19 protein-coding genes and 1 pseudogene are annotated in these 19735 nt (G+C 68.7%); 8 read left to right on the top strand and 12 right to left on the bottom strand.

Features of this window, described 5'->3' with window-relative positions:
- Positions 1-2: 2 nt before the first annotated feature.
- Together AB0I18_RS05440 and AB0I18_RS05445 are read right to left on the bottom strand one after the other, a co-directional pair.
- Positions 3-200, bottom strand: a pseudogene (locus AB0I18_RS05440) (winged helix-turn-helix transcriptional regulator); the annotation flags it as partial.
- A 230-nt stretch (positions 201-430) separates the two neighbouring features.
- Entirely contained in the window at positions 431-694 is a 264-nt protein-coding gene (locus AB0I18_RS05445; protein WP_363104047.1) for a hypothetical protein, read from the bottom strand.
- 205 nt (positions 695-899) lie between these two features.
- Here AB0I18_RS05445 and AB0I18_RS05450 point away from each other — a divergent pair, with 205 nt between their 5' ends.
- Positions 900-1490: a TetR/AcrR family transcriptional regulator gene (locus AB0I18_RS05450; protein ID WP_363104048.1), complete on the top strand. Its 591-nt coding sequence runs from the start codon at positions 900-902 to the stop codon at positions 1488-1490.
- A gap of 286 nt (positions 1491-1776) precedes the next feature.
- On the opposite strand, the gene AB0I18_RS05455 is transcribed toward AB0I18_RS05450, so the two are convergent.
- The gene (locus AB0I18_RS05455) at positions 1777-2379 is read right to left on the bottom strand and encodes a helix-turn-helix domain-containing protein (protein ID WP_363104049.1); all 603 of its coding nucleotides are present in this window, start codon (positions 2377-2379) and stop codon (positions 1777-1779) included.
- Between the two features lie 174 nt (positions 2380-2553).
- On the opposite strand from AB0I18_RS05455, the gene AB0I18_RS05460 reads away from it, so the two are divergent.
- Both AB0I18_RS05460 and AB0I18_RS05465 read left to right on the top strand, forming a co-directional pair.
- Entirely contained in the window at positions 2554-3267 is a 714-nt protein-coding gene (locus AB0I18_RS05460; RefSeq protein WP_363104050.1) for an SDR family oxidoreductase, read from the top strand.
- A gap of 271 nt (positions 3268-3538) precedes the next feature.
- Positions 3539-3952, top strand: a complete 414-nt coding sequence (locus AB0I18_RS05465) for a hypothetical protein (RefSeq protein ID WP_363104051.1) — start codon at positions 3539-3541, stop codon at positions 3950-3952.
- Between the two features lie 49 nt (positions 3953-4001).
- Here AB0I18_RS05465 and AB0I18_RS05470 read toward each other — a convergent pair whose 3' ends face one another.
- The 7 genes from AB0I18_RS05470 to AB0I18_RS05500 form a co-directional block, all read right to left on the bottom strand.
- Positions 4002-5039: a 2-hydroxyacid dehydrogenase gene (locus AB0I18_RS05470; protein WP_363104052.1), complete on the bottom strand. Its 1038-nt coding sequence runs from the start codon at positions 5037-5039 to the stop codon at positions 4002-4004.
- Positions 5036-5659, bottom strand: coding sequence for a histidine phosphatase family protein (locus AB0I18_RS05475; protein WP_363104053.1), 624 nt, complete (start codon positions 5657-5659; stop codon positions 5036-5038). Before AB0I18_RS05475 ends, AB0I18_RS05470 begins: the two co-directional genes overlap by 4 nt.
- Entirely contained in the window at positions 5656-7158 is a 1503-nt protein-coding gene (locus AB0I18_RS05480; RefSeq protein WP_363104054.1) for an FGGY family carbohydrate kinase, read from the bottom strand. Before AB0I18_RS05480 ends, AB0I18_RS05475 begins: the two co-directional genes overlap by 4 nt.
- The gene (locus AB0I18_RS05485) at positions 7155-8663 is read right to left on the bottom strand and encodes an FGGY-family carbohydrate kinase (protein ID WP_363104055.1); all 1509 of its coding nucleotides are present in this window, start codon (positions 8661-8663) and stop codon (positions 7155-7157) included. The genes AB0I18_RS05480 and AB0I18_RS05485 overlap by 4 nt, the downstream gene beginning before the upstream one ends.
- Positions 8664-8668: 5 nt before the next feature.
- Entirely contained in the window at positions 8669-9793 is a 1125-nt protein-coding gene (locus AB0I18_RS05490; RefSeq protein WP_363104141.1) for a sugar ABC transporter permease, read from the bottom strand.
- A gap of 122 nt (positions 9794-9915) precedes the next feature.
- Entirely contained in the window at positions 9916-10764 is an 849-nt protein-coding gene (locus AB0I18_RS05495) for an ATP-binding cassette domain-containing protein (RefSeq protein ID WP_363104056.1), read from the bottom strand.
- 49 nt (positions 10765-10813) lie between these two features.
- Positions 10814-11890, bottom strand: a complete 1077-nt coding sequence (locus tag AB0I18_RS05500) for a sugar ABC transporter substrate-binding protein (protein WP_363104057.1) — start codon at positions 11888-11890, stop codon at positions 10814-10816.
- A gap of 307 nt (positions 11891-12197) precedes the next feature.
- Here AB0I18_RS05500 and AB0I18_RS05505 point away from each other — a divergent pair, with 307 nt between their 5' ends.
- Complete coding sequence (locus AB0I18_RS05505; protein ID WP_363104058.1) at positions 12198-13004, top strand: DeoR/GlpR family DNA-binding transcription regulator; 807 nt, start codon at positions 12198-12200, stop codon at positions 13002-13004.
- A gap of 312 nt (positions 13005-13316) precedes the next feature.
- Here AB0I18_RS05505 and AB0I18_RS05510 read toward each other — a convergent pair whose 3' ends face one another.
- A complete protein-coding gene (locus tag AB0I18_RS05510; protein WP_363104059.1) occupies positions 13317-14228 on the bottom strand; it encodes a LysR substrate-binding domain-containing protein in 912 nt (303 codons plus the stop codon).
- Positions 14229-14696: 468 nt separating this feature from the next.
- Here AB0I18_RS05510 and AB0I18_RS05515 point away from each other — a divergent pair, with 468 nt between their 5' ends.
- The 4 genes from AB0I18_RS05515 (at position 14697) to AB0I18_RS05530 (ending at position 18709) form a co-directional block, all read left to right on the top strand.
- The gene (locus AB0I18_RS05515; RefSeq protein ID WP_363104142.1) at positions 14697-15632 is read left to right on the top strand and encodes an SDR family oxidoreductase; all 936 of its coding nucleotides are present in this window, start codon (positions 14697-14699) and stop codon (positions 15630-15632) included.
- A 498-nt stretch (positions 15633-16130) separates the two neighbouring features.
- Positions 16131-17597 carry a GuaB1 family IMP dehydrogenase-related protein gene (locus AB0I18_RS05520; protein ID WP_363104060.1) on the top strand — a complete coding sequence of 489 codons (1467 nt, stop codon included), beginning with the start codon at positions 16131-16133 and terminating at the stop codon, positions 17595-17597.
- A gap of 82 nt (positions 17598-17679) precedes the next feature.
- A complete protein-coding gene (locus AB0I18_RS05525) occupies positions 17680-18075 on the top strand; it encodes a hypothetical protein (RefSeq protein ID WP_363104061.1) in 396 nt (131 codons plus the stop codon).
- 181 nt (positions 18076-18256) lie between these two features.
- Positions 18257-18709, top strand: a complete 453-nt coding sequence (locus AB0I18_RS05530) for an Lrp/AsnC family transcriptional regulator (RefSeq protein ID WP_359310919.1) — start codon at positions 18257-18259, stop codon at positions 18707-18709.
- Positions 18710-18913: 204 nt separating this feature from the next.
- Here AB0I18_RS05530 and AB0I18_RS05535 read toward each other — a convergent pair whose 3' ends face one another.
- Positions 18914-19651 carry a GntR family transcriptional regulator gene (locus tag AB0I18_RS05535; RefSeq protein ID WP_363104062.1) on the bottom strand — a complete coding sequence of 246 codons (738 nt, stop codon included), beginning with the start codon at positions 19649-19651 and terminating at the stop codon, positions 18914-18916.
- Positions 19652-19735 lie beyond the last annotated feature (84 nt).

Here is a 19735-nt window from a genome sequence, read left to right on the forward strand (position 1 = left end):
GTTCGGAGCCGGTCAGTGAGGCGATTCGGTCCGATCGAGGGCATGCGGCCGAGGATCTCTGTGAACCGCTTCGGGCCCAACAGGAGTTCACGGAGGACGAGGACGGTCCGCACGCCGGGCCAATGCGAAGGCCGCATAAGAGGCGTGGAGTAATACGCGCCTGTCCTTCCCTCCGCGAAGGGGAGTGGCCGGTGGCACATGAGGACGGGTCCGCCTGCACCGCGTCCCAGCGGGACCCGGCCCCCTGCTTGTCCTGCCCACGGCCGGCCGCGGACCGCGGACTTCCGACTGCCGACGGCCCGCACCGACCGATCTCACCGCCGACCACACAGTGGTGGCTCCCGACTTGCGAAAACACGGCCTGAGCGACAATCAGGCCACTGGTTGGGGCAAGCGGCCGGTGGCCGTCGGCACGGCCGCTTCGTCGAACCTAGAGGTCGAAGGCGTGCTGTGAACAACAGGGTTCGCGGCGTAGCTCCCGGCTGACGGTGAGCCAGTCGGTGTGGTCCGTGGTGCGGTCTTCCGCCGGCCTGGCGGCGAACGTGCCGACCAGGTCGTCCTGGCGGTGGACAACGCCGTCGCGCATGACCCACGAGGTACGGATCAGGTCGTCGAAGTTCTGGAAGGGGTTTCCGTCGACCGCCACGAGGTCGGCGAGCTTTCCTGGTTCCAGGGTGCCGAGGTCGTCACTCACTCCGAAGGGAGCCGCCCATGCCGGTGTGCACGGGTGTCGCACCATTCGGCCCGACGCTCGCCCGTCGTCCTTGCCGCAGAGGTCAACCGGCGGTGAGGCGGCCGTCACTTGCCGCTGCCCGGCCTATTGTATTACGATCGAAATATAATTGACCGGGAGAGCCCGTGAAGGGCCATCGGGCCTTCCGGCCGGCTAAGGAGTGTGTGTGGTGCGGTACGGAACAGAGCACAAACAGGAGACAAGGCGGCGGATCGTCGAGGCGGCGGGCCGCCGATTCAAGCGAGACGGTATCGACGGCTCGGGGGTCTCGGCGCTCATGAAGGACGCGGGACTGACCAACGGCGCCTTCTACGTTCACTTCGAATCCAAAGATGACCTCGTAACCACGGCAATCGCCGACCAGTTGAAGGCGCAGGCCGAGAGCGTTGTCGCGCTGGCTGCGCCTGGCCGTGCCGGACTTGAGCAGATAGTGCGGGGCTACCTGTCGCCCCGGCATCGCGACAGCCCTGGCGACGGCTGCCCCAACGCCGCTCTGCTCGACGAGATCGGGCGCTGCGCCGACGCAACCAAGCGGGCGTACACCGACGGAGTACTGGTCCTCGTCGACGGCATCGCCGCCCGTATGGCGCCCGAAGACCCGTCCTCCGCACGCGTGAAGGCGCTCAGCCTCCTCGGCCTGATGGCCGGAACGCTGCAGCTTTCCCGCGCCTTGACCGACCGCCAACTCGCCGACGAGCTCCTCGATCAGGGGATAAGCAACGCCTTCGCCCTGTCGGACGCCGGGCAGCGCGTCTGACACACCCCGGCAGGGCGTCGCAGTCCTGCCGCGCACGACGTGCCGCTCTTTCGCACCTTGGCGGAATGCCGCGCCGACTCGACGCGGCTCCTTTGCTCGCCCGCACCCCAGTGCGGTGCCTCGGGGTGACGCCGCTGGACCGCTGCCGCTCGCTGGTCGACGCGGCGCCGGAGCCCTGTCGTCTGCGCTGGGATCGCTCCGGACCCCGCAACGCCGTACGGCTGTTCTCTCGATCGCATGCCATGACCCCCTGGGGGGCGCTCACTTGCAGAACCCGGACCGCGTTTCAGCGAGGCAGCAGGACGCTGACCTGCCTTCGGATGTCCTGCGCGATCTCTTCGACGCTCAAGGCGATGTTCGCGCTCGTCGCCATGCTGAGGAACATCACGGCGGACACGATGTGTGCCAGCGTCGCGGCATCGCCCTCTGTGACCCGTTCGTTTCGGCGCAGCACGGCGGCGATGGCCTCCTCGGCCTGCGCGGCGATGGCCAGCGCTTCGCCGTGCCGGGGCTCCTCGGGGTCGCCGAAGACTGCTTCTCGCATGTAGGTGCGTCCGTTGTCGATCTGGGTGCGGTTGCATTCCACGATCGGCCGGACGATCGCCAGCACCGCGTCCAGCACGCCTGGGATGGTCTCGGCATCCGCCCGGCCCCGGTCGAGCGCTTCGGCGTATTTGACGTTCTGTACAAGCAGGAGGAGCTCGCCCTTGGTCTTGGCGTACAGGAACAGCGTCCCGGTGCCGATGTCGGCCTTGTCGGCGATCTGCTGGGTCGTGACCTCGTGGACGCCGCGTTCGGCGAACAGCTCGCTGGCGGCGGCAATGATGCGGTCCAGTTTGTCCTGTTTATTCCGCTCGCGCCGTCCTGTCGGCTGGGAGGCGGCAGGCATGACGGCGCCCTCCGGGAATAGATTCTGACTACGCTCACTTATGAGAGTAGTCATTAACGTGTCGGCTCGAAAGTGCCGTCGCTCATGCTCCCACAGCAGGGCGCGGAGCCATCGCTCCATCCGTGCGCAGTGGTCGCGCCGACCGTGCTTCATACCCCTTGGAAAGGAACACCGATGCCCTCCCTCAATGGAGCAGTCGTCTTTGTCACCGGAGCAAACGGCGGCCTTGGTACCCACTTCGTCCACGACGCCCTGGCTCGTGGCGCCGCCAAGGTCTACGCCACCGCACGCTCCCCCCGCACCTGGGACGATGAACGCATCGTCCCCCTCACGCTCGATGTCACCGACCCCGCGTCGATCGACGCGGCCGTCGCCGCCGCGCCGGATGTCACCATGCTCATCAACAACGCGGGCGCGATCCCGCCGAGCGCGAGCCTGCTCGACGTCACCGAGGCAGACATCCGGGTGAACATGGAGACGAACTTCTTCGGCCCCGTCCTCCTCGCCCGCGCCTTCGCACCGGTCCTCGCCGCCAAGCCGGAGGCTGCCCTCGTCGACGTGCACTCCGTTGCCAGCTGGTACGCCATGGGCGGCGTCTACAGCGCGTCCAAGGCCGCACTGTGGTCGGCCACCAACTCTTTGCGCATCGACCTCGCGCCCAAGGGCGTCCACGTGACGGGGGTGCACATGGGCTACGTCGACACCCCTATGGCCGCGCACGCCGACGGCCCCAAGTTGCTGCCGGCAGAGCTGGTGACGACGGTCTACGACGCCGTTGAGGCCGACGAATACGAGGTCCTGGCCGACGAGTTGACCGCGCAGGTCAAGGCGGCTCTGAGCGGCCCGGTCGAGGCGCTCTATCCGGACCTGCGCCGCACGAACGCCTGAGCTTGTTCTTCGGCCCCGACGTGGTCATTCCAGGTCGGGGTTCCGCGATCCATATTGGCGGTCGCCCCAGCAGCAGCCCGATCAGCCAGCGGGCGTGGAATGTACGCGGTTCGCAGTCCGGCGTCGGCGGCCGCACGCAGGTCATCGAGATGGCAGGCGAGCGGTCGAGAGTCGACAGGTGAGGTGAGGTGAGGTGAGGTGAGGTGAGGCAATCTCCACCGTCGCAGGGCGATCAGTCTCGGTCCGATGGAGTGACGGCGGAGGAGGTGAGGTGGGAGCACTGCCAGCGGCAGTTGGCCTCGGGGCGTGTGCCCAGTGGCGCGCACTCGTCTCGGGCCACCCGATCATCGCCGAGGGCTGGGGACTCCGTCCCGAACTTGTCGCGCCCATCATCGAGTCACCGCGTCGGATGGTCGTCATGGTGCCCACACCGGAGTTCCGCCGGCACCAGCTCCGCGAACTACCCCGAGCCGCCTCGCTCGGGCACCGCGTCAGCGATCCGGTCCGGGCCCAGGCCAACCGCCTCGCCCGGGATCACCTCGTCGCCGAGGACGCCGTCCGCGCCGCCCGCCGGCTCGGCATCCGTGTGATCGAAGTCGACGGTTCCCGCGATGCCGCTGCGATGGCCGAGATCGTCGCCGACCACTTCAGTCCCTATCTCTCGCGTCGACATCACGAGACTTGATCACCACACGCATTGAGACAGTCCCGCTTCTGGAGAGTTCAGTGAGAGCTCAGTGGAGTGGGGCCAGAACTTCTGGATTCGCGCAGTGCGCGAGCGGCCGGCCTGCCAGGAATCTTTCTACTTCCGAGGCCACGATGGAGGCGGCGTTGAAGGCGGTCTGTTTGCTGGCGCCGGCCAGATGGGGTGTCATGACGATGTTGGGGGTCGTCAGCAGGCGTGAGTGGGCGGGGATCGGCTCGCGGGGGAAGACGTCGAAGGCCGCGCCGAAGAGCTTCCCGGTGTCCAGGGCGTCGCACACGGCGTCGTAGTCGACGAGGGACCCGCGGGCACAGTTGACCAGTACGCCGCCCGCGGGCATCAGGTCGATCATCTGTCGGGAGATCAGGCCCTCGGTTTCCGGCGTCGCGCGGGCGTGGACGGTGACGAACGTGGAGCGCCGCATGAGGTCCGCCAGGTCGGTGACCTCGGCCGGTGACACGTCGTCCGGATGACGGACAAAAGGGTCGGCGACGAGTACGTGTGCGCCGAATCCCTGGAGGATCCGGGCGACGCGGGAGCCGATGGCGCCGTATCCGACGATGCCTACGGTGCTGCCTTCGAGCTCGGGCCCGACCTTGTCGAACATGTAGTAGTCGCCTCGCCAGGTGCCTGCGGAGAGGTCCGCGTGGGTGGCGGGGACGCGCCGGGCGGCGGCCGTCATGAGGGCGACCGTGTGCTCGGCGGTGGCGGTGGCGTTGCGCCCGGGGGCGAAGGAGACCGCGACGCCGTGCCGGGTGGCTGCCGCCAGGTTGGCGTTCACGGGGCCGCCGCGGCTGACACAGAACAGGCGCAGATCGGGGCAGGCTTCGAGGATCCGTTCGGTGAGCGGCGCCATCTGGGTCACGCAGATGTCCACTCCGCCGAGGGCCTCGATGAGCTGGTCCTCGGTGCCGGAGGCCTCCCGTACCTCGCCCACGTCTCCGAAGGGTTCGACCGGCCAGGGCAGGGTGAGTTCGCGGAAGGTCGCGGTGGGTGCGGCCGGCCGGAGCCTGTCGGTGAGCAGGGAGTTGAGGACGAAGTGGTCACCGGCGGTGAGGATGGTGGTCACTTGAGTTCTCCTGGGGTCACGGGGCGGTTCAGTGTCAGCAGCGACGGCGCGCCGTCACGCAGGACGAGTTCGTTCAGGGCGCAGTTGGCCAGGAACGGGAAGGTCCGGCGGTACTGGCGCAGAGGCAGGCCGAGTATCCGGCAGAGCGCCAGCCGGATCGCGGTGGAGTGGCCCACGACGAGGACGCGGCCTTCGCCGTGATCGGCCTGGAGGTCGGTGAGGAACTCCAGATAACGGTCACTGGCGGCCAGGGGGTTCTCCCCCTTGGGGAAGTGGTTCGTCACCGGGTCGGTCTTGAAGGCCGCGAGGTGGTCGGGAAACCGCTGTTGCATCTCCGCGCGTGTGAGGCCCTCGGCGATGCCGAAGTCGAGTTCGCGCAGCCGGTCGTCCACGTTCACGGGCAGCCCGGTGCTCGTCGAGCTGTCGCGTGCGGTCTCTTGCGATCGCGTGAGTGGGGAGGCGAAGATCGCGGTCAGGTCCGCCTGTTGCGCCCAGTCCGCGAGCGCGCGTGATTGTGCGTGGCCGTGCTCGGTGAGGGCGATGTCGGTGCTGCCTGCGTACCGGTTTTCGGCGTGCCACAGGGTCTCCCCGTGTCGGACGAAGATGACATGGAGGCTCAATGTGCCGTCCTTTCTCGTGCGTGGGTCGCGACGACGCCGGGGAGCCAGCCGCGTTGGACAAGCAGATCGAGCAGTCGGAAGTAGCCCTCGTCGTGCGGGTTTTGCTCTGAACGGCGTGGTTCGAGGGTCCGGTCCAGTCGCACCATCGTGGCGGCGACGCTGTCCAGAGCGTCACGGCTCGATGCGGCCAGCACCGCCATGCCGAGCGCGGGTTGCGCGTTGCGCGGAAGGCTCACGGGGCGTTGCAGTACATCGGCTCGCAACTGGTTCCACAGGGGGTTGCGGGTGGCCCCGCCGGTGAGGACGACCGCTCCGTCGGTCGGAGCGCCCAGCAGGTCCACGTAGTCGAAGCAGAGCCGTTCGACGTAGGCGGCGCCCTGCAGCAGTGCGGCGAAGGACTCGGACCGGGTGGCCGGCTCGCGGCTGCCGAACGCGCGGGCGTCCGGGGCGATGAAGGGAAACCGTTCGCCCGGGGACACCAGCGGATAGCGCAACAGGTCGGTGGGCAGCAGTGCCGCGGCCTCGCGGGTGAGCATGTCCAGGTCGGCGCCTGCGAATTCGCGTGCGACCAGGCCGGCTCCGACACTGGAGGCTCCGCCGGGCAGCCAGTGGCCAGAGGGTGACCGGTGGGAGTAGACGACCCCTCGCGGATCATGGACGAGGTCTTTGGTGACGCCCTTGAGGACCAGGGTGGTGCCCATGACCGAGTTCCAACTGCCGACGGCGGTCGCGCCGGAGCCCAGTTGGGCCGCGCAGCCGTCGGTCATCCCGGCGACGACGGCGGTGCCTTCGGTGAGCCCGGTCTCGGCGGCGGCCGCGGCGCAGACCTGACCGATGACCGTGCCGGGCAGCACCAGGTCGGGCAGCATCGCGCGGGGGATCTCCAACGCGGCGAGAACGGGCTCGGGCCAGGTCACCTGTGCGGCGTCGGCGCCGGTCTTGAGCGCGTTGCTGGTGTCTGTGGGTACCTCGTGCCCGACGAGCTTGGTGTTGATGACGTCGTTCTGATGTGCCAGTCGCCAGCCGTTCTCTGCGGCCTGGGGATAGTGGTTCAGCAGCCACCGGAGCTTGGGCAGTGCCCAGGACCGCTGCATCCGCTGGTACCCGGCCTTGGCCCACTGCTGCTCCCCGGCGGCGTTGACCTGTTCCGTCTCCGCCGCGGCGCGCCCGTCGTCGTACATCAGGGCCGGCGTCGCACACAGGCCACGGCGGTCCAGCATGGTGATGGTGCCGGAGGTCGCGTCCACGGCCACCCCCTGGACCCGGCGCAGGTCGGCACCCGCGGCGCGTGCCCGGTCGATCGCCGTGAGGACCGCGCGCCACCACTCCTCCGGGTGCTGCTCATGGCGATCGCCCTCCCGGCGGCTGGTCAGCGGACACGAGCCCTCGCCCAGCAGACTCCCGTCGGACGCGGCGACGACCACGCGTACGCCCTGAGTCCCCAGGTCGATGCCCAGCCAGGCATCACTTTGCCGGGTGTCATTTCCGATGGCGGTCATGCGCCGACTCCACCGGTCGGGGTCGGACGTGTCTGTCCGCTGTCGCGTGTCCACATCGGCCGGTTCAGCTCCCGCAGCCGCAAGAAGTCGGCGTACTGCTCGCTGAACTCGTCGAACGCCTTCAGATCGGGCTGGTACGTGGCGGCGACCTCCACGTGCCGGACTGCGGCGGTCGGGAAGTCCGGCTCGCGGCCGGTGGCAACCAGGCCGGTCAGCCAGGCGCCGCGGGCCCCGACCTCCGCGGAGGCGGGAATCGTCACAGGAAGGCCGGTCACGTCAGCGATCAGCCGCATCCAGAAGTCGCTTCTGGTGCCACCGCCGCAGAGCGCCAGCCTGTCCGGTGCACCTGGGGCCGCGGCCAGGCAGTCGCGGATGGTCATGGTGACTCCCTCCACCAGCGCACGAGCCACATCTTCGCGGCCGGCTTCCAGGGACAGGCCGGACAGGGAACCACGCGCGGTGGTGTCGAAGAACGGGGCCCGCTCTCCGGCCGGGGAGAGGTAGGGGATGAACCGCACCCCGGCCGTACCGCGGCTGCCCTGTGCGGCCAGAGCCATCAGATCGGTGACCGAGGTCAGTCCGAGCAGTCCTGCCCCCCACTCCAGAACGTCGCCGCCGCTCATGGTGGGGAAGGCGCGAAGGTAGCGACCGGGGACCCCGAGCGTCACGGTGATGCCCACCGGTTCGTCGGTGACCACCGTGTCCGTGATGACCTCGGTGGACAGGGTGGTGCCGAGGATGCAGCACGCCTGTCCTGCGGTCACCGCACCGGCGCCGATGGCGGTGGCGCAGATGTCGTACGGCGCCAGCACCACCGGGATATCCGCGGGCAGGCCGGTCTCCGCGGCTGCTGAGGTGCTGATCGTGGTGACTCGGTGGTCGTCGTCGCGAAGCTCGGGCAGGAGGCGCCGGGCCCACTGAAGGCCGTAGAGCTCGAACAGCCGGTCGGACCAGGCGCGCCGCCTGATGTCCATGAACGGTGCCGAGGCGTCCGACTCGTCGACGGCCGGCTCGCCCGTCAGCTTCAGGTGAAGCCAGCCACCGCAGGTCAGCAGGTGGCTCGACCGGGCCACCCGGTCGGGGTCGTTCTCGCGCAGCCAGGCCAGTACGGCGTTGGGCATGCCGGTGGACAGACGCGATCCGCTGATCCGGAACGCCTCCCGCGCCACCCCGTCGCGCTCCCACGCCGCGATCTGGGCGGTGGCCCGTCCGTCGTTCCACAGCACGGCGGGCCCGGTGGGGTGCTCCTGGTCGTCGACCAGCCAGGCGCCGTCGCCCTGTGCGGTGACGGCGACCATGCCGGGTGCGTCGGGAAGCGCGGCGACGACTTCCCGGACGGCGTCGGCGACCGCGGCCCAGACCTCGGCCATGTCCTGCTCGGCCCACCCGGGACGGGGTCGCATCACCTGGGTCGGCCGGCGGCTCACCGCCAGCTCATTCCCGTCGTCGGCGTATCCGACCACCTTGATGGTGGTGGTGCCCGCGTCGATGGCGATCGCAGTCATCTGTGTCACCCCCGACCGTGTGCCTGGCGCGAGCGCCGGGCGACGGAGTCCAGGCCGACGGCGATGAGCAGCACCGCGCCGGTGATCATGAACCGGTAGGAGGAGTCGAGGTTCAGCAGCGTGAGACCGCTGGAGATCGACTGGATGACCAGGACGCCGAGCAGGGCGGCGATGGCCGAGCCGCGGCCGCCGAACAGGCTGGTCCCGCCGATCACCGCCGCGGCGATGGCGTTGAGGTTGACGTCTCCGGTACCGGTGCTCTGGTTCGCCGCGGCCAGTCGCGACGCGGCCAGGATGCCGCCGACCGCGGCCAGGCCGGAACACAGGACGAACGCCGAGGTGTATACGCGCCGCACGTTGATGCCGGCCCTGCGGGACGCCTCGGCGTTGCCGCCGACCGCGTAGATCGATCGTCCGAACTTGGTGCGGGACAGCACGTAGTGCATCACCAGCACCAGGGCGACGAAGAACACGAACATCCAGGCGACGCCGCGGGTGCGGTTCAGGTAGAAGACCACGAGCAGCAGCCCGGCCAGCAGCAGAAGCGACTGCATGACAAGCCACTGCGGCGACGAGGACGACAGCCCGGCCGTGCGGCGGGTTCGGGCCCGCACCCACCCGGTGGCCAGGAACCCACCCGCGGCCACCACGGCCAGCGCGTACGCCATCCAGTCGGGGACGAACCACAGCTGGGCGAACTTCACCAGGGTGGAGTCGTAGGGCAGGTTGATCGCGTTCTGGCCCCGCAGCAACCACAGCTGTACGCCGAGGAAGGCCAGCAGCCCTCCCAGTGTGACCACGAAGCTGGGCACGCCGAAGCGGTTGAGCACCTGGCCGTAGAGCCAGCCGATCAGGCAGCCGGCGGCCACGGCCGCGAGGACCGCCAGCCACATGGGCTGCTCGTTCTTGACCATGACGACGGCCGTGACCGCGGCCGACACGCCGCTCACCGATCCCACGGAGAGGTCGATCTGGCCGACCAGCAGGACGCACACGATCCCCAGCGCGAGGACGCCCACCGGAACCATGTCGAAGGACAGGTTCACCAGGTTGGTGCTGGACAGGAAGGTCGGATTCAGTACCTGGAAGATCGTCCAGATCACCACGATGCCGCCGACGACGGGCAGCATGCCCAGGTCTCCGCCCCGCACGCGGCGGATCGTGGCCCTGATGCTGTCGGTGATGCCCTGCGGCGTCACGAGGCGTTCATCCTGCAGGTCGGTGGCCGTTGCCACCGGGTTTTCGGTGATGGTCACAGCTCTTCCTTCTCTTCCTGCGGGGGAGCCACCTGCGGGGAAGCCACCTGCGGGGGAGGCACTCGGCCTGCGGCTCGCCGCGAGACCACGTTGTCGGTCGCACCGGTGATCGCGGCGACGATCTCTTCGGAGGAGACGTCCCTGGCGTTGTACACACCGTTGTTGCGGCCCAGCCGCAGCACCGCGACGCGGTCGGCGACCGCCCGGACGTCCTCCATGTTGTGGCTGATCATCACGACGCCGAGTCCGCTGTCCTTGAGCCGCTCGACCAGGTTGAGGACCTCGGCCGTCTGTGCGACGCCCAGGGCGGCCGTCGGCTCGTCGAGCAGGACGATCTTCGGGTTGCTCAGCAGTGATCGGGCGATCGCGACCGTCTGGCGCTGGCCGCCCGAGAGGGCCGCCACCGGGACGCCGAGGGTGGGGATCTTCGCCGACAGCTGTCGCAGCAACTCCCAGGAGCGCTTTTCCATGGCGACGTCGTCCAGCATCCAGGGCCGGAGTTCCCGGCCCAGGAACAGGTTCGCCTTGACGTCGAGGTTCTCGCACAGGGCGAGGTCCTGGAACACCGTGGCGATGCCCATCGCATGGGCGAGGGCCGGTGAGCCCAGAGACACCTTCTCGCCGTGAAAGAAGATCTCTCCCGCGTCGGGCGTGTAGACCCCGGACAGGATCTTCACCAGGGTGGACTTGCCGGCGCCGTTGTCCCCGACGATGGCGACCACCTCACCGGCCGCGACGTCGAGCTCGATATCGGTCAGCGCGGCGACCGCGCCGAAGTTCTTGCTGATTCCGCTGAGCGACAACACGGTGTCCGTGCCCGCACCGGTAACCGCGGTGCCTGTCATCGTGACCCTCTTTCCTCAGAGACTTCAGAGACTCGGAGACCTCGGACCGCTACTGGATGCCCAGGCGCCCGCAGTCGGCGGCGTACTGCGCGGTGCACACGTCCTTCGCCTTGAGCACTCCATCGGAGCCGAAGATGACCTCCTTGAGGTTCTTCTGTGTCACGACGGTCGGCTTGAACAGCTGCGACGGGGTGTTGAACAGCTTCTTGTCCGCCTTGGGCTTCTCGCCCTGCAGCAGCTGGTGGGCAACGTCCGCGGCCGCCTCGGCGACGATCTTGATCGGCTTGGAGATGGTGTTGTACTGGTCGCCCGCGATGATGCGCTGGATCGCTGCCAGCTCCGCGTCGTTGCCGGTGATCGGCGGGACCTTCACATCCGCCGCCTTGAACGCCGCGATCGCTCCGCCGCCGGTGCCGTCGTTGGCGGCCACCACACCGGCGATCCTGCCGCGGTACTGGGCGATCTGGCCGCTCGCCCACTGCTGGGCCTTCTCCGGTGACCAGCCTGGTGTGTCGTACTCGGCGAGCAGTTTGAACCCGCTGTCGTCGACGGCGTTGTGAACGCCCTTCTTGATCAGCCCGGCGGCCGCGTCGGTGGGCGAGCCGTTGATCTGGAGCACACCGCCCTTGGCCTTGGTCTCCTTCAGGTGATCGACCAGCGACTGGGCGATGGACTCGCCGATCGCCTCGTTGTCGAACGACACGTAGAAGTCCGCGGGCTTGTCCGGGACGGGTCGGTCGTAGGCGACCACCTTGACGCCCTGGGACTGCGCCGTCTGCACGATCGTGGCCGCCCCGGCCGAGTCCACCGGGTCGATCACGATCACCTTGGCGCCCTGGGCCATCGCGGAATTCGCCTGCTGCTGCTGAAGCGAGGCGTCACCGTTGGCGTTCTGGTAGATCACCTTGCAGTCCGGGCACAGCGTGGCCATGCGCTTCTTGAACAGCGGAGCGTCGTACTGCTCATAGCGGGTGGAGGCCAGATCGGGCATGAGGAAGGCGACCTTGCCCGACTCTCCGTCCGCCTTGGCGGTCCCGGAGTTCCCGCCACTCGGTTCCTCAGCGCATGCGGTGAGAGCGCCCAGGGCGAGGATGCCGACGAGAGCACCACTGGCCAGTCTTCTCATGTTCGACTCCTTGATGCGGACCGTGTAGCTGCCGGTCGGCCGCCATCACGTAACGCACAAGAAACTCGCGGCGTTCATGAGTGTCAACGGATCCTGAGAACTGAACACCGAAGTCTGATCCTTTGATCAGCCTGACTGTTCGTTCTCCTGGCTTGGGTGAACATCGGTGTGCCATGCTGCTTCGCGAAGCGCGTCATAAACCGTGCTGTAACAGGCTCATTGCAGGTGGAGAGCGTGCAGCGGACGAGGCGAAAGCCCGACACGACCCGCATGTGTTCTGTTAACAGAAAGGGAACAGGGGGACCTCATGGGGGAAGGCCAAGATCCAGCCACCGGCGAGGGCGGGCGAGGACCGAGGGAGAGGCGGGAGCGGATCAAGAGCCGTGTCGTCGACGAAGGCTTCGTCCGCATCGAGCGGCTCGCCGACGAGCTTGGCGTGACACCGATGACCATCCGCCGGGATCTCGACTACCTGCAGGGCAAAGGGTGGCTGAGGAAGGTCCGCGGCGGGGCGACCGCACAACCGTCGACGGCATTCCACGGCGACATCCGGCACCGCACCCAGTCCATGGCGCCGGCGAAGAGCGCACTCGCCCGTGCGGCACTTGGCCTCGTCAAGCCCGGGCAGTCCCTCATCGTCGACGACAGCACCACCGCCCTCGCGCTCGCCGGACTGCTCTCACAGCGCGCACCGCTGACGGTCATCACCAACTTCGTCCCCGTGATCCAGGTGCTCGCCGGCAGTCCGGGGATCGAGCTCATCTCACTCGGCGGCGCGTACTACCCCGCGTACGACGCGTTCCTCGGCATCCGGACCATCGACGCGGTCAACAGCCTGCGCGCCGACACGCTGTTCGCCTCGACGACCGCCATCACCCGCGGCCACTGCTACCACCAGTCCCAGGAGACCGTGGGGGTGAAACGAGCCCTGATGGACGCCTGCGACCGCAAAATCCTGCTGGTCGACCACACCAAGTTCCAACGCCGCGGCCTTTACCAGCTCGCACCCGTCACCGCGTTCGACCTCGTCATCGTCGATGCCGGCATCTCGGCGCCACAGCTCGACACACTGCAGGCCAGCGGCGTGGAAGTCCTCGTCGCCGACCCGGAGTGAAAGCCGGCTCCCGTACGGCCCGTACGGCGGGGGAGTGGTCCGCGGCGCCGCCACGGTGTCGCGCGCAAGGCCCCCGCGCGTGGACCCGGGCCCTGCCTGGCTCACCAGCAACAGGTCTTCGGCCGGTAGTTCCGCTTCTGCCAGGCGGTTCAGGCTCCGGCAGTCCTCGGATGACGTGCCGTCCTGGAAGCGGTCGCGCGACGATGTCGATTCTCGCTGTGCGTCAACATCGCTTCCGCCCCCGAGCTCAATGCCTTCGGCATCGCTGCGGCCGAGTGCCCCTGTTGGCGCTGCTGTTGTGAGTCGGACTACTCAAGCGCGCTTTGAAACGGCATCGCTTCCAAGCTGCCACATTTCGTAGTTCCCACATTCCGCCGTGATCTCGGCCGTCGCCTGAGCCGCGGTGAAGAAGTCGTCGACCACTGGCGAGGTGCGCGATGCCGCCGCCGCGAGGCATACCTGGTCGGGCGCCAGCCCCGGGATGGGCACATAGACGACGTCCGGATGTGAGGAGAACACGGACGCCGAACGGGCCAGGAACGAGATGCCCCGGCCGGCCGCGACGTGCTCGAGCGTCTCGTCCACCCCGCGCACCAGGTACCCGGCGTTGGGGTGCGGGCGCCTGGTGGGCTGCGTGCTCGGGTCGGCATGCCAGAGCAGCGGTTCGCCGGCCAGGTCGGCCTCGGTGACCTCCTCCTTGCCGGCCAACCGGTGGCCGGCGGGCAGCACCGCCACCCGCGGCTCGGTGTACAGCGGGGTGACGCGCAGGCCGGTCTCGTCGATGGGCAGCCGCACATAGCCAACGTCGATGCGGCCGTCGAGCAGCATCGGGGCCTGGTCGTCCCCTTCGATCCGCTGCACGTCCACGACCACGTCCGGATGCCGGGCCTCGAACGCCCGCGCCGCCGGGATGACCGGGATGCCGGCCCGGAAACCGACCATCAGGCGCCGGCTGCCACGGGCGGCCACGGACACCCGGCGGCGGGCCGCGTGCGCGGAGGCGAGCAGCGGACCGGCGTCGGCCAGCAGCTGTCGGCCCGCGTCGGTCAGCGCTACGCCGTGCCGATCCCTGGTGAACAGCGAGGCGCCGAGATCCTTCTCGAGCGCGCGGATCTGCCGGCTGAGTACCGGCTGCGCGATATGCAGCTCATCGGCGGCGCGGCCGAAGTGCAACCGGTCGGCCACGGCGGCGAAGTAACGCAATTTGCGCAGGTCCAGATCCATGGCGCCTCCCAGTCCGGTGATGCCTTCAGGGTATCACCGCGGCCAAAAGAAGTCTTGGACACCCAATCAGGCCAATGGCAAACTGAATAGGTACCCATTGGGGCCGAGCGAATTCGACCCAAGAATTCGACATCGGAAATTGATAGCAGGGCCCAGGCCCAGAATGAGCACATCAGGAATTGAGCGCCGCCCATCGCGTCATTCGACGGCGTCGACGACACAACCGTTAACCACAACGGGGTGGGCATGGCGTCCTGTCCAACTCCGGAAAGCAGGCACACCAATGAGCAGCATCAGCGTTATCGGCCTGGGGACATGGCCGGCGCCGCCAATGCAGATTTAACGGGCTTTGTCGCCCCCGACGGCAGTTCCGATGCGCAGGAGATAGCCAAGGCAGCCCCCGTCGGCGCGCATGTCGTCAAGGCGTTCAACACCCTGTTCTCCCACTACTCTCACAAGGACAGCAAAATGCGCGTTTTCGTCGCTGGCGGGACCGGCCATTCCGGTTCGTACATCATCCCCGAGCTCATCGCCGCCGGGCACGAGGTCACCGGCCTGGCCCGGTCGGACACGGCCGCGGCGGCGGTGTCCGCACTCGGCGCGAAGGTGCGTCGCGGCGACCTCCAGGATCTCGACGGGCTCAAGGAGGCGGCCGCGGACTCCGACGGCGTCATCCACGTCGCGCACAGGCAAGACCTGCTTCCCTCCGGCGGGCTCGACGCCGTGGCCGCCGCGGAGCTCCCAATCGTGCTCGCGTACGGCGAGGCACTCGCCGGAACCGGAAAGTCGCTGGTCGTAGCGGGGAGTATCGGCTCGCCAGGGAACCTGGGCCGGCCGGCCACCGAGGAGGACCCGGCCCTTCCCGGCGGCGATGAGTACAAGGGCACCCTGCGGGTTCGTAACGTCGTGGAAACCGCCGTAGTCGGCCTCGCCGAACAGGGGGTGCGGTCTTCGGTCGTGCGGATTGCCAATATCGCGCACAGCACGACTGATCGTGCCGGCTTCCTCCCCACGCTGATCGCGCTCGCGAAGGAGAAGGGTTTCGTCGGCTACCCCGGAGACGGCGCGAACCTGTGGAACGCCGTGCACATCCGCGATGTCGCCTCCTTGTTCCGCTTGGCTCTGGAGAAGGGGCCGACTGGCAATTACTGGCACGCGGTTGGGGACGAGGGCATTCCGTTCCGCGAGATCGCCGAGGCCATTGGCAGCCGTCTGGGCCTGCCCGCCGTGAGCATTCCCGCGGACGTACTGATGGTGCCGGGATACTTTGGATTCCTCGCGAACATAGTCACGCAGAACTACCCGGCGTCCAACCTCATCACCCGCCGGACCCTCGGCTGGGAACCCGCTCAGCCCAGCCTGCTCGCCGATTTGGACAACGGCCATTACTTCTCCGCCGGCTGACGGCAGGGACCCGGGCAACGAGTCCGGCAAATGACAAATGAAAAATGAAAAGGGTCCGGCTCTTCTGGAGGGCATCGGCAGTACCGTCGCACGGCTCGCCATCGAGGCCGGGCACCAGGTCGTGCTCAGCAACTCGCGCGGTCCCGAAACGCTCGCGGACCGGACGCGCGTAAGCACGGCCGCTCCCAAGTCGGTGACCCGGCCGACGTCGGCGAGCTGCCGGTTGCGGGCAAGTGCGGGCTCGGAGTGGTGGCCTGGAGCTCGCCCGACAGCGGCTGAACGGGATGGCGCTGTCGCTTTCGGGGAGTGAGCGATGCGATGTGGGGTACTCCTCGGCTCGCAGCCCGTCCAAGTGCTCGGGTAACGTTTCGATGTAAGGCAGGTTCCTGCCCGGCGCCGGAGTCCCCGTACCTCCTTGGAGGATTACATGATCGCGGGGGCGTTTTGCTGTGTCTTCAGGGGAGTGACCTGCTCCGTTACGCGTGAAAATGTGGGTCTATGCGTTTCATTGAGCCCGGCACCGGTCGCTACGTAGAGTCATCTCCGGTTCCCTACGACCTGACGTACGACGACGTCTTCATGGTGCCGAGCCGCTCCGCGGTCGGCTCGCGGCAGGGCGTCGACCTGGCTTCGCCGGACGGCACCGGCACCACGATCCCGCTGGTGGTCGCCAACATGACGGCGATCGCGGGCCGCCGGATGGCCGAGACCTTGGCCCGCCGCGGCGGACTCGTCGTCATTCCGCAGGACATCCCGATCGAGGTCGTCACCGAGGTCGTCACCTGGGTCAAGGGCCGGCACCACGTCCTGGACACTCCGATCGTGCTCGACCCGCACCAGACGGTCGCCGACGCACTGGCGCTCCTGCCGAAGCGGGCGCACAACGCCGGCGTCGTGGTGGACGAGGACGGCCGGCCGGTCGGTGTGGTCACCGACGCCGACCTGGGCGGGGTCGACCGCTTCACGCAGCTGTCCGAGGTCATGTCCAGGGACCTGCTGCTGCTCGACGCGGACATCGACCCGCGCGACGCGTTCAACAAGCTCGACCACGCCAACCGCCGCTACGCCCCCGCCGTCGACAAGGACGGCCGCCTCGCGGGCATCCTCACCCGCAAGGGCGCCCTGCGCGCCACGCTCTACACACCGGCCACCGACGCGAACGGCAAGCTCCGCATCGCCGCCGCCGTAGGCATCAACGGCGACGTCGCGGGCAAGGCCAAGCAGCTGCTCGCCGCGGGCGTCGACACGCTCGTGGTGGACACCGCGCACGGGCACCAGGAGTCGATGCTCGCCGCGGTCAGGGCCGTCCGCGGACTCGACCCGCAGGTCCCGATCGTGGCGGGCAACATCGTCGCCGCCGAGGGTGTACGCGATCTGATCGAGGCCGGCGCGGACATCATCAAGGTCGGTGTCGGACCGGGCGCCATGTGCACCACGCGCATGATGACCGGTGTGGGCCGCCCGCAGTTCTCGGCGGTTCTGGAGTGCGCCGCCGAGGCGAAGAAGCACGGCAAGCACGTGTGGGCCGACGGCGGTGTCCGCCACCCGCGCGACGTGGCCATGGCGCTGGCCGCGGGCGCGTCGAACGTCATGATCGGCTCCTGGTTCGCCGGTACGTACGAGTCGCCCGGCGACCTCCAGCAGGATGCCAGCGGGCGCCTCTACAAGGAGTCGTTCGGCATGGCGTCCGCCCGCGCGGTGCGCAACCGTACGTCGGAGGAGTCCGCGTACGACCGGGCCCGCAAGGCCCTGTTCGAGGAGGGCATCTCGACCTCCCGCATGTTCCTCGACCCGACCCGGCCGGGCGTCGAGGACCTGATCGACTCGATCATCGCGGGCGTCCGGTCCTCCTGCACCTACGCCGGCGCCAACTCCCTGGCGGAGTTCGCCGAGAACGCCATCGTCGGCATCCAGAGTGCCGCGGGCTATGCGGAGGGCCAGCCCCTGCACGCCAGCTGGAGCTGACGCGCTTCGTCTTGTGAGCGGGCCCTGTCTGCTGCCGTCAGGCCCTCTTGACGTCAAGGTGTCTTGACGCAAGGTTGGGAACATGACGACACCGCAGAGCATCGAGCCCCAGTACACGCTGCTCACCGCCGTGGCCCGGCTCGACGAGCTGCGGGTCCGGGAGTCCATGGCCGGCGCCGGGAGTGATGAGGAGGCCCTCGACCGCGGGGAGCTCCTCGAACTGCTCGCGCTGAGTGAGGTGGTGGCCCGCAAGGCCGCGTACGGGCGGCAGCTCAGTGTGCGTGCGGCGCGGGCGGCCGGGGCCTCCTGGTCGCAGATCGGAGCCGCCCTCGGGACCAGCAAGCAGGCCGCCTGGGAGGCCCACAGCCGGTGGATCGACGAGCAGGCCGCGGCGCACGGGCGGCCCGGGCAGTTGGGCTTCGACGAGGACGACGTGGCCGAGGCGCGGGCGATCGCGGGGCGGCCGGACGGGTCCTGAGCGGGTCCTGGGTGGGTTCTGAACGGGTTCCGAGGGTCGTAAAGGCTCCGTACGATGAACGCCTGCCGAGCTGTGACCTGCGTCGTCTTCGGCGTCCGGGTGGCCGTCGGGCTCGTGTTCTACTTCAGTTACGGCTATCGCCGGTCCCGTCTTGCCACCTCGGAGAAGTGATCCGCCCGCAGTGCTGAACGATCTCGACGAACGCATCGTGCACGCCCTCGCCGAGGACGCCCGCCGCTCCTACGCGGACATCGGCCAGGAGGTCGGGCTGTCCGCGCCCGCGGTGAAGCGGCGGGTGGACCGGTTGCGGGCCACCGGGGCGATCACGGGGTTCACGGTTCGGGTGGACCCCGCCGCGCTCGGGTGGGAGACCGAGGGGTTCGTCGAGATCTACTGCCGCCGGAACACGTCGCCGGAGACCATTCAGCGCGGTCTTGAGCGGTATCAGGAGGTTGTGGCCGCCTCTACCGTCACCGGGGAGGCGGATGCCGTTGTGCAGGTTTTCGCTTCTGACATGCGGCACTTTGAGCGGGTGCTGGAGCGGATCGCGGGGGAGCCGTTCGTTGAGCGGACCAAGTCCGTGCTGGTGCTGTCTCCGTTGTTGCGGCGGTTTTCTTCCGGGTCGCCTACGTAGCGCTCCGCGGGTCGTGCGGGTGGGGCTGGTGTTGGTGGGTGCGTGCGGGCCGTCGTGGGCTTGTCGCGCAGTTCCCCGCGCCCCTTAAAAGATGGGGGGGGGGGGCTCGCGGCAGCTCGTATCGTGCGGGTTCTCGTGGGCTGGGCGCGCCCACGCGGCGGAGCCGCACAATGTCACAGCCCCGCGCCCCTTAACGGGGGCGCCTTACGGGGCGCGTCTTGCCAAAGCGTTGTTCGCTATCGAGTTGTGGATGCTGAAGCTCACTGCGTCCGAGCGGTAGCGGTCGTCGGACCATTCGACGGGGCGGCCTTCGGGGGTGGTGGTGACTCGGCGGACCCGGAGGAGGGGGCCGGTGCGGCGGATGTCGAGGAGGTCGGCGTCCTGGGCGCCGGCTGCCACCGCGTCGATGATGTGCTCGCCGTAGGCGAAGACCAGGCCGGTGTCCTCGTAGAGGCGCTGGGTGACCGACGGGCAGTCCGGCTCGATGCGTTCCACGGCTGGGGAGATCCAGTCGGCGTACACCGTGCGTTCCAGCAGTACGGGTTCGCCGTCCAGGCCGCGTACCCGCAGGACGTGCAACACCGGGGTGCCCGCGGCTAGTTGGAGGCGTACGGAGTCTTCCGGGGTGGCCGGTCGGTACGTCGACGACACCACGCGGCCCGTCGCCTCGCGGCCCATCGCGCGGGCCCACTGGGCGAAGCTGCGCAGTTCCCCGAAGGTCTGGCTGCGGCGGCTGGCGAGGACCACGCGGCGCGCGCCCTGCCGGGAGCCGATGAGCCCCTCGGAGGTCAGTGCGGCGACGGCCTGGCGGACGGTGCCGCGGGAGACGGCGTAGCGGGCCGCGAGGTCGGTCTCGGCGGGCAGTCGACTGCCCACGGTGTACTCCTCGCGGTCGATCGCCTGCCTGAGCTCTTCGGCGATCTCCTCGTGTCGTGCCGCCATGCTCCCCCTCTGTGCGCAGGTGTGTACCCCTTGACCAGCCTAGACGAGGTTCGGCGGTGCCATGTGCGCGCGGCGACTGGCCGG

Origin of the sequence: Streptomyces sp. NPDC050704, assembly GCF_040654355.1 — a bacterium.
Classification (GTDB): Bacteria; Actinomycetota; Actinomycetes; order Streptomycetales; family Streptomycetaceae; genus Streptomyces.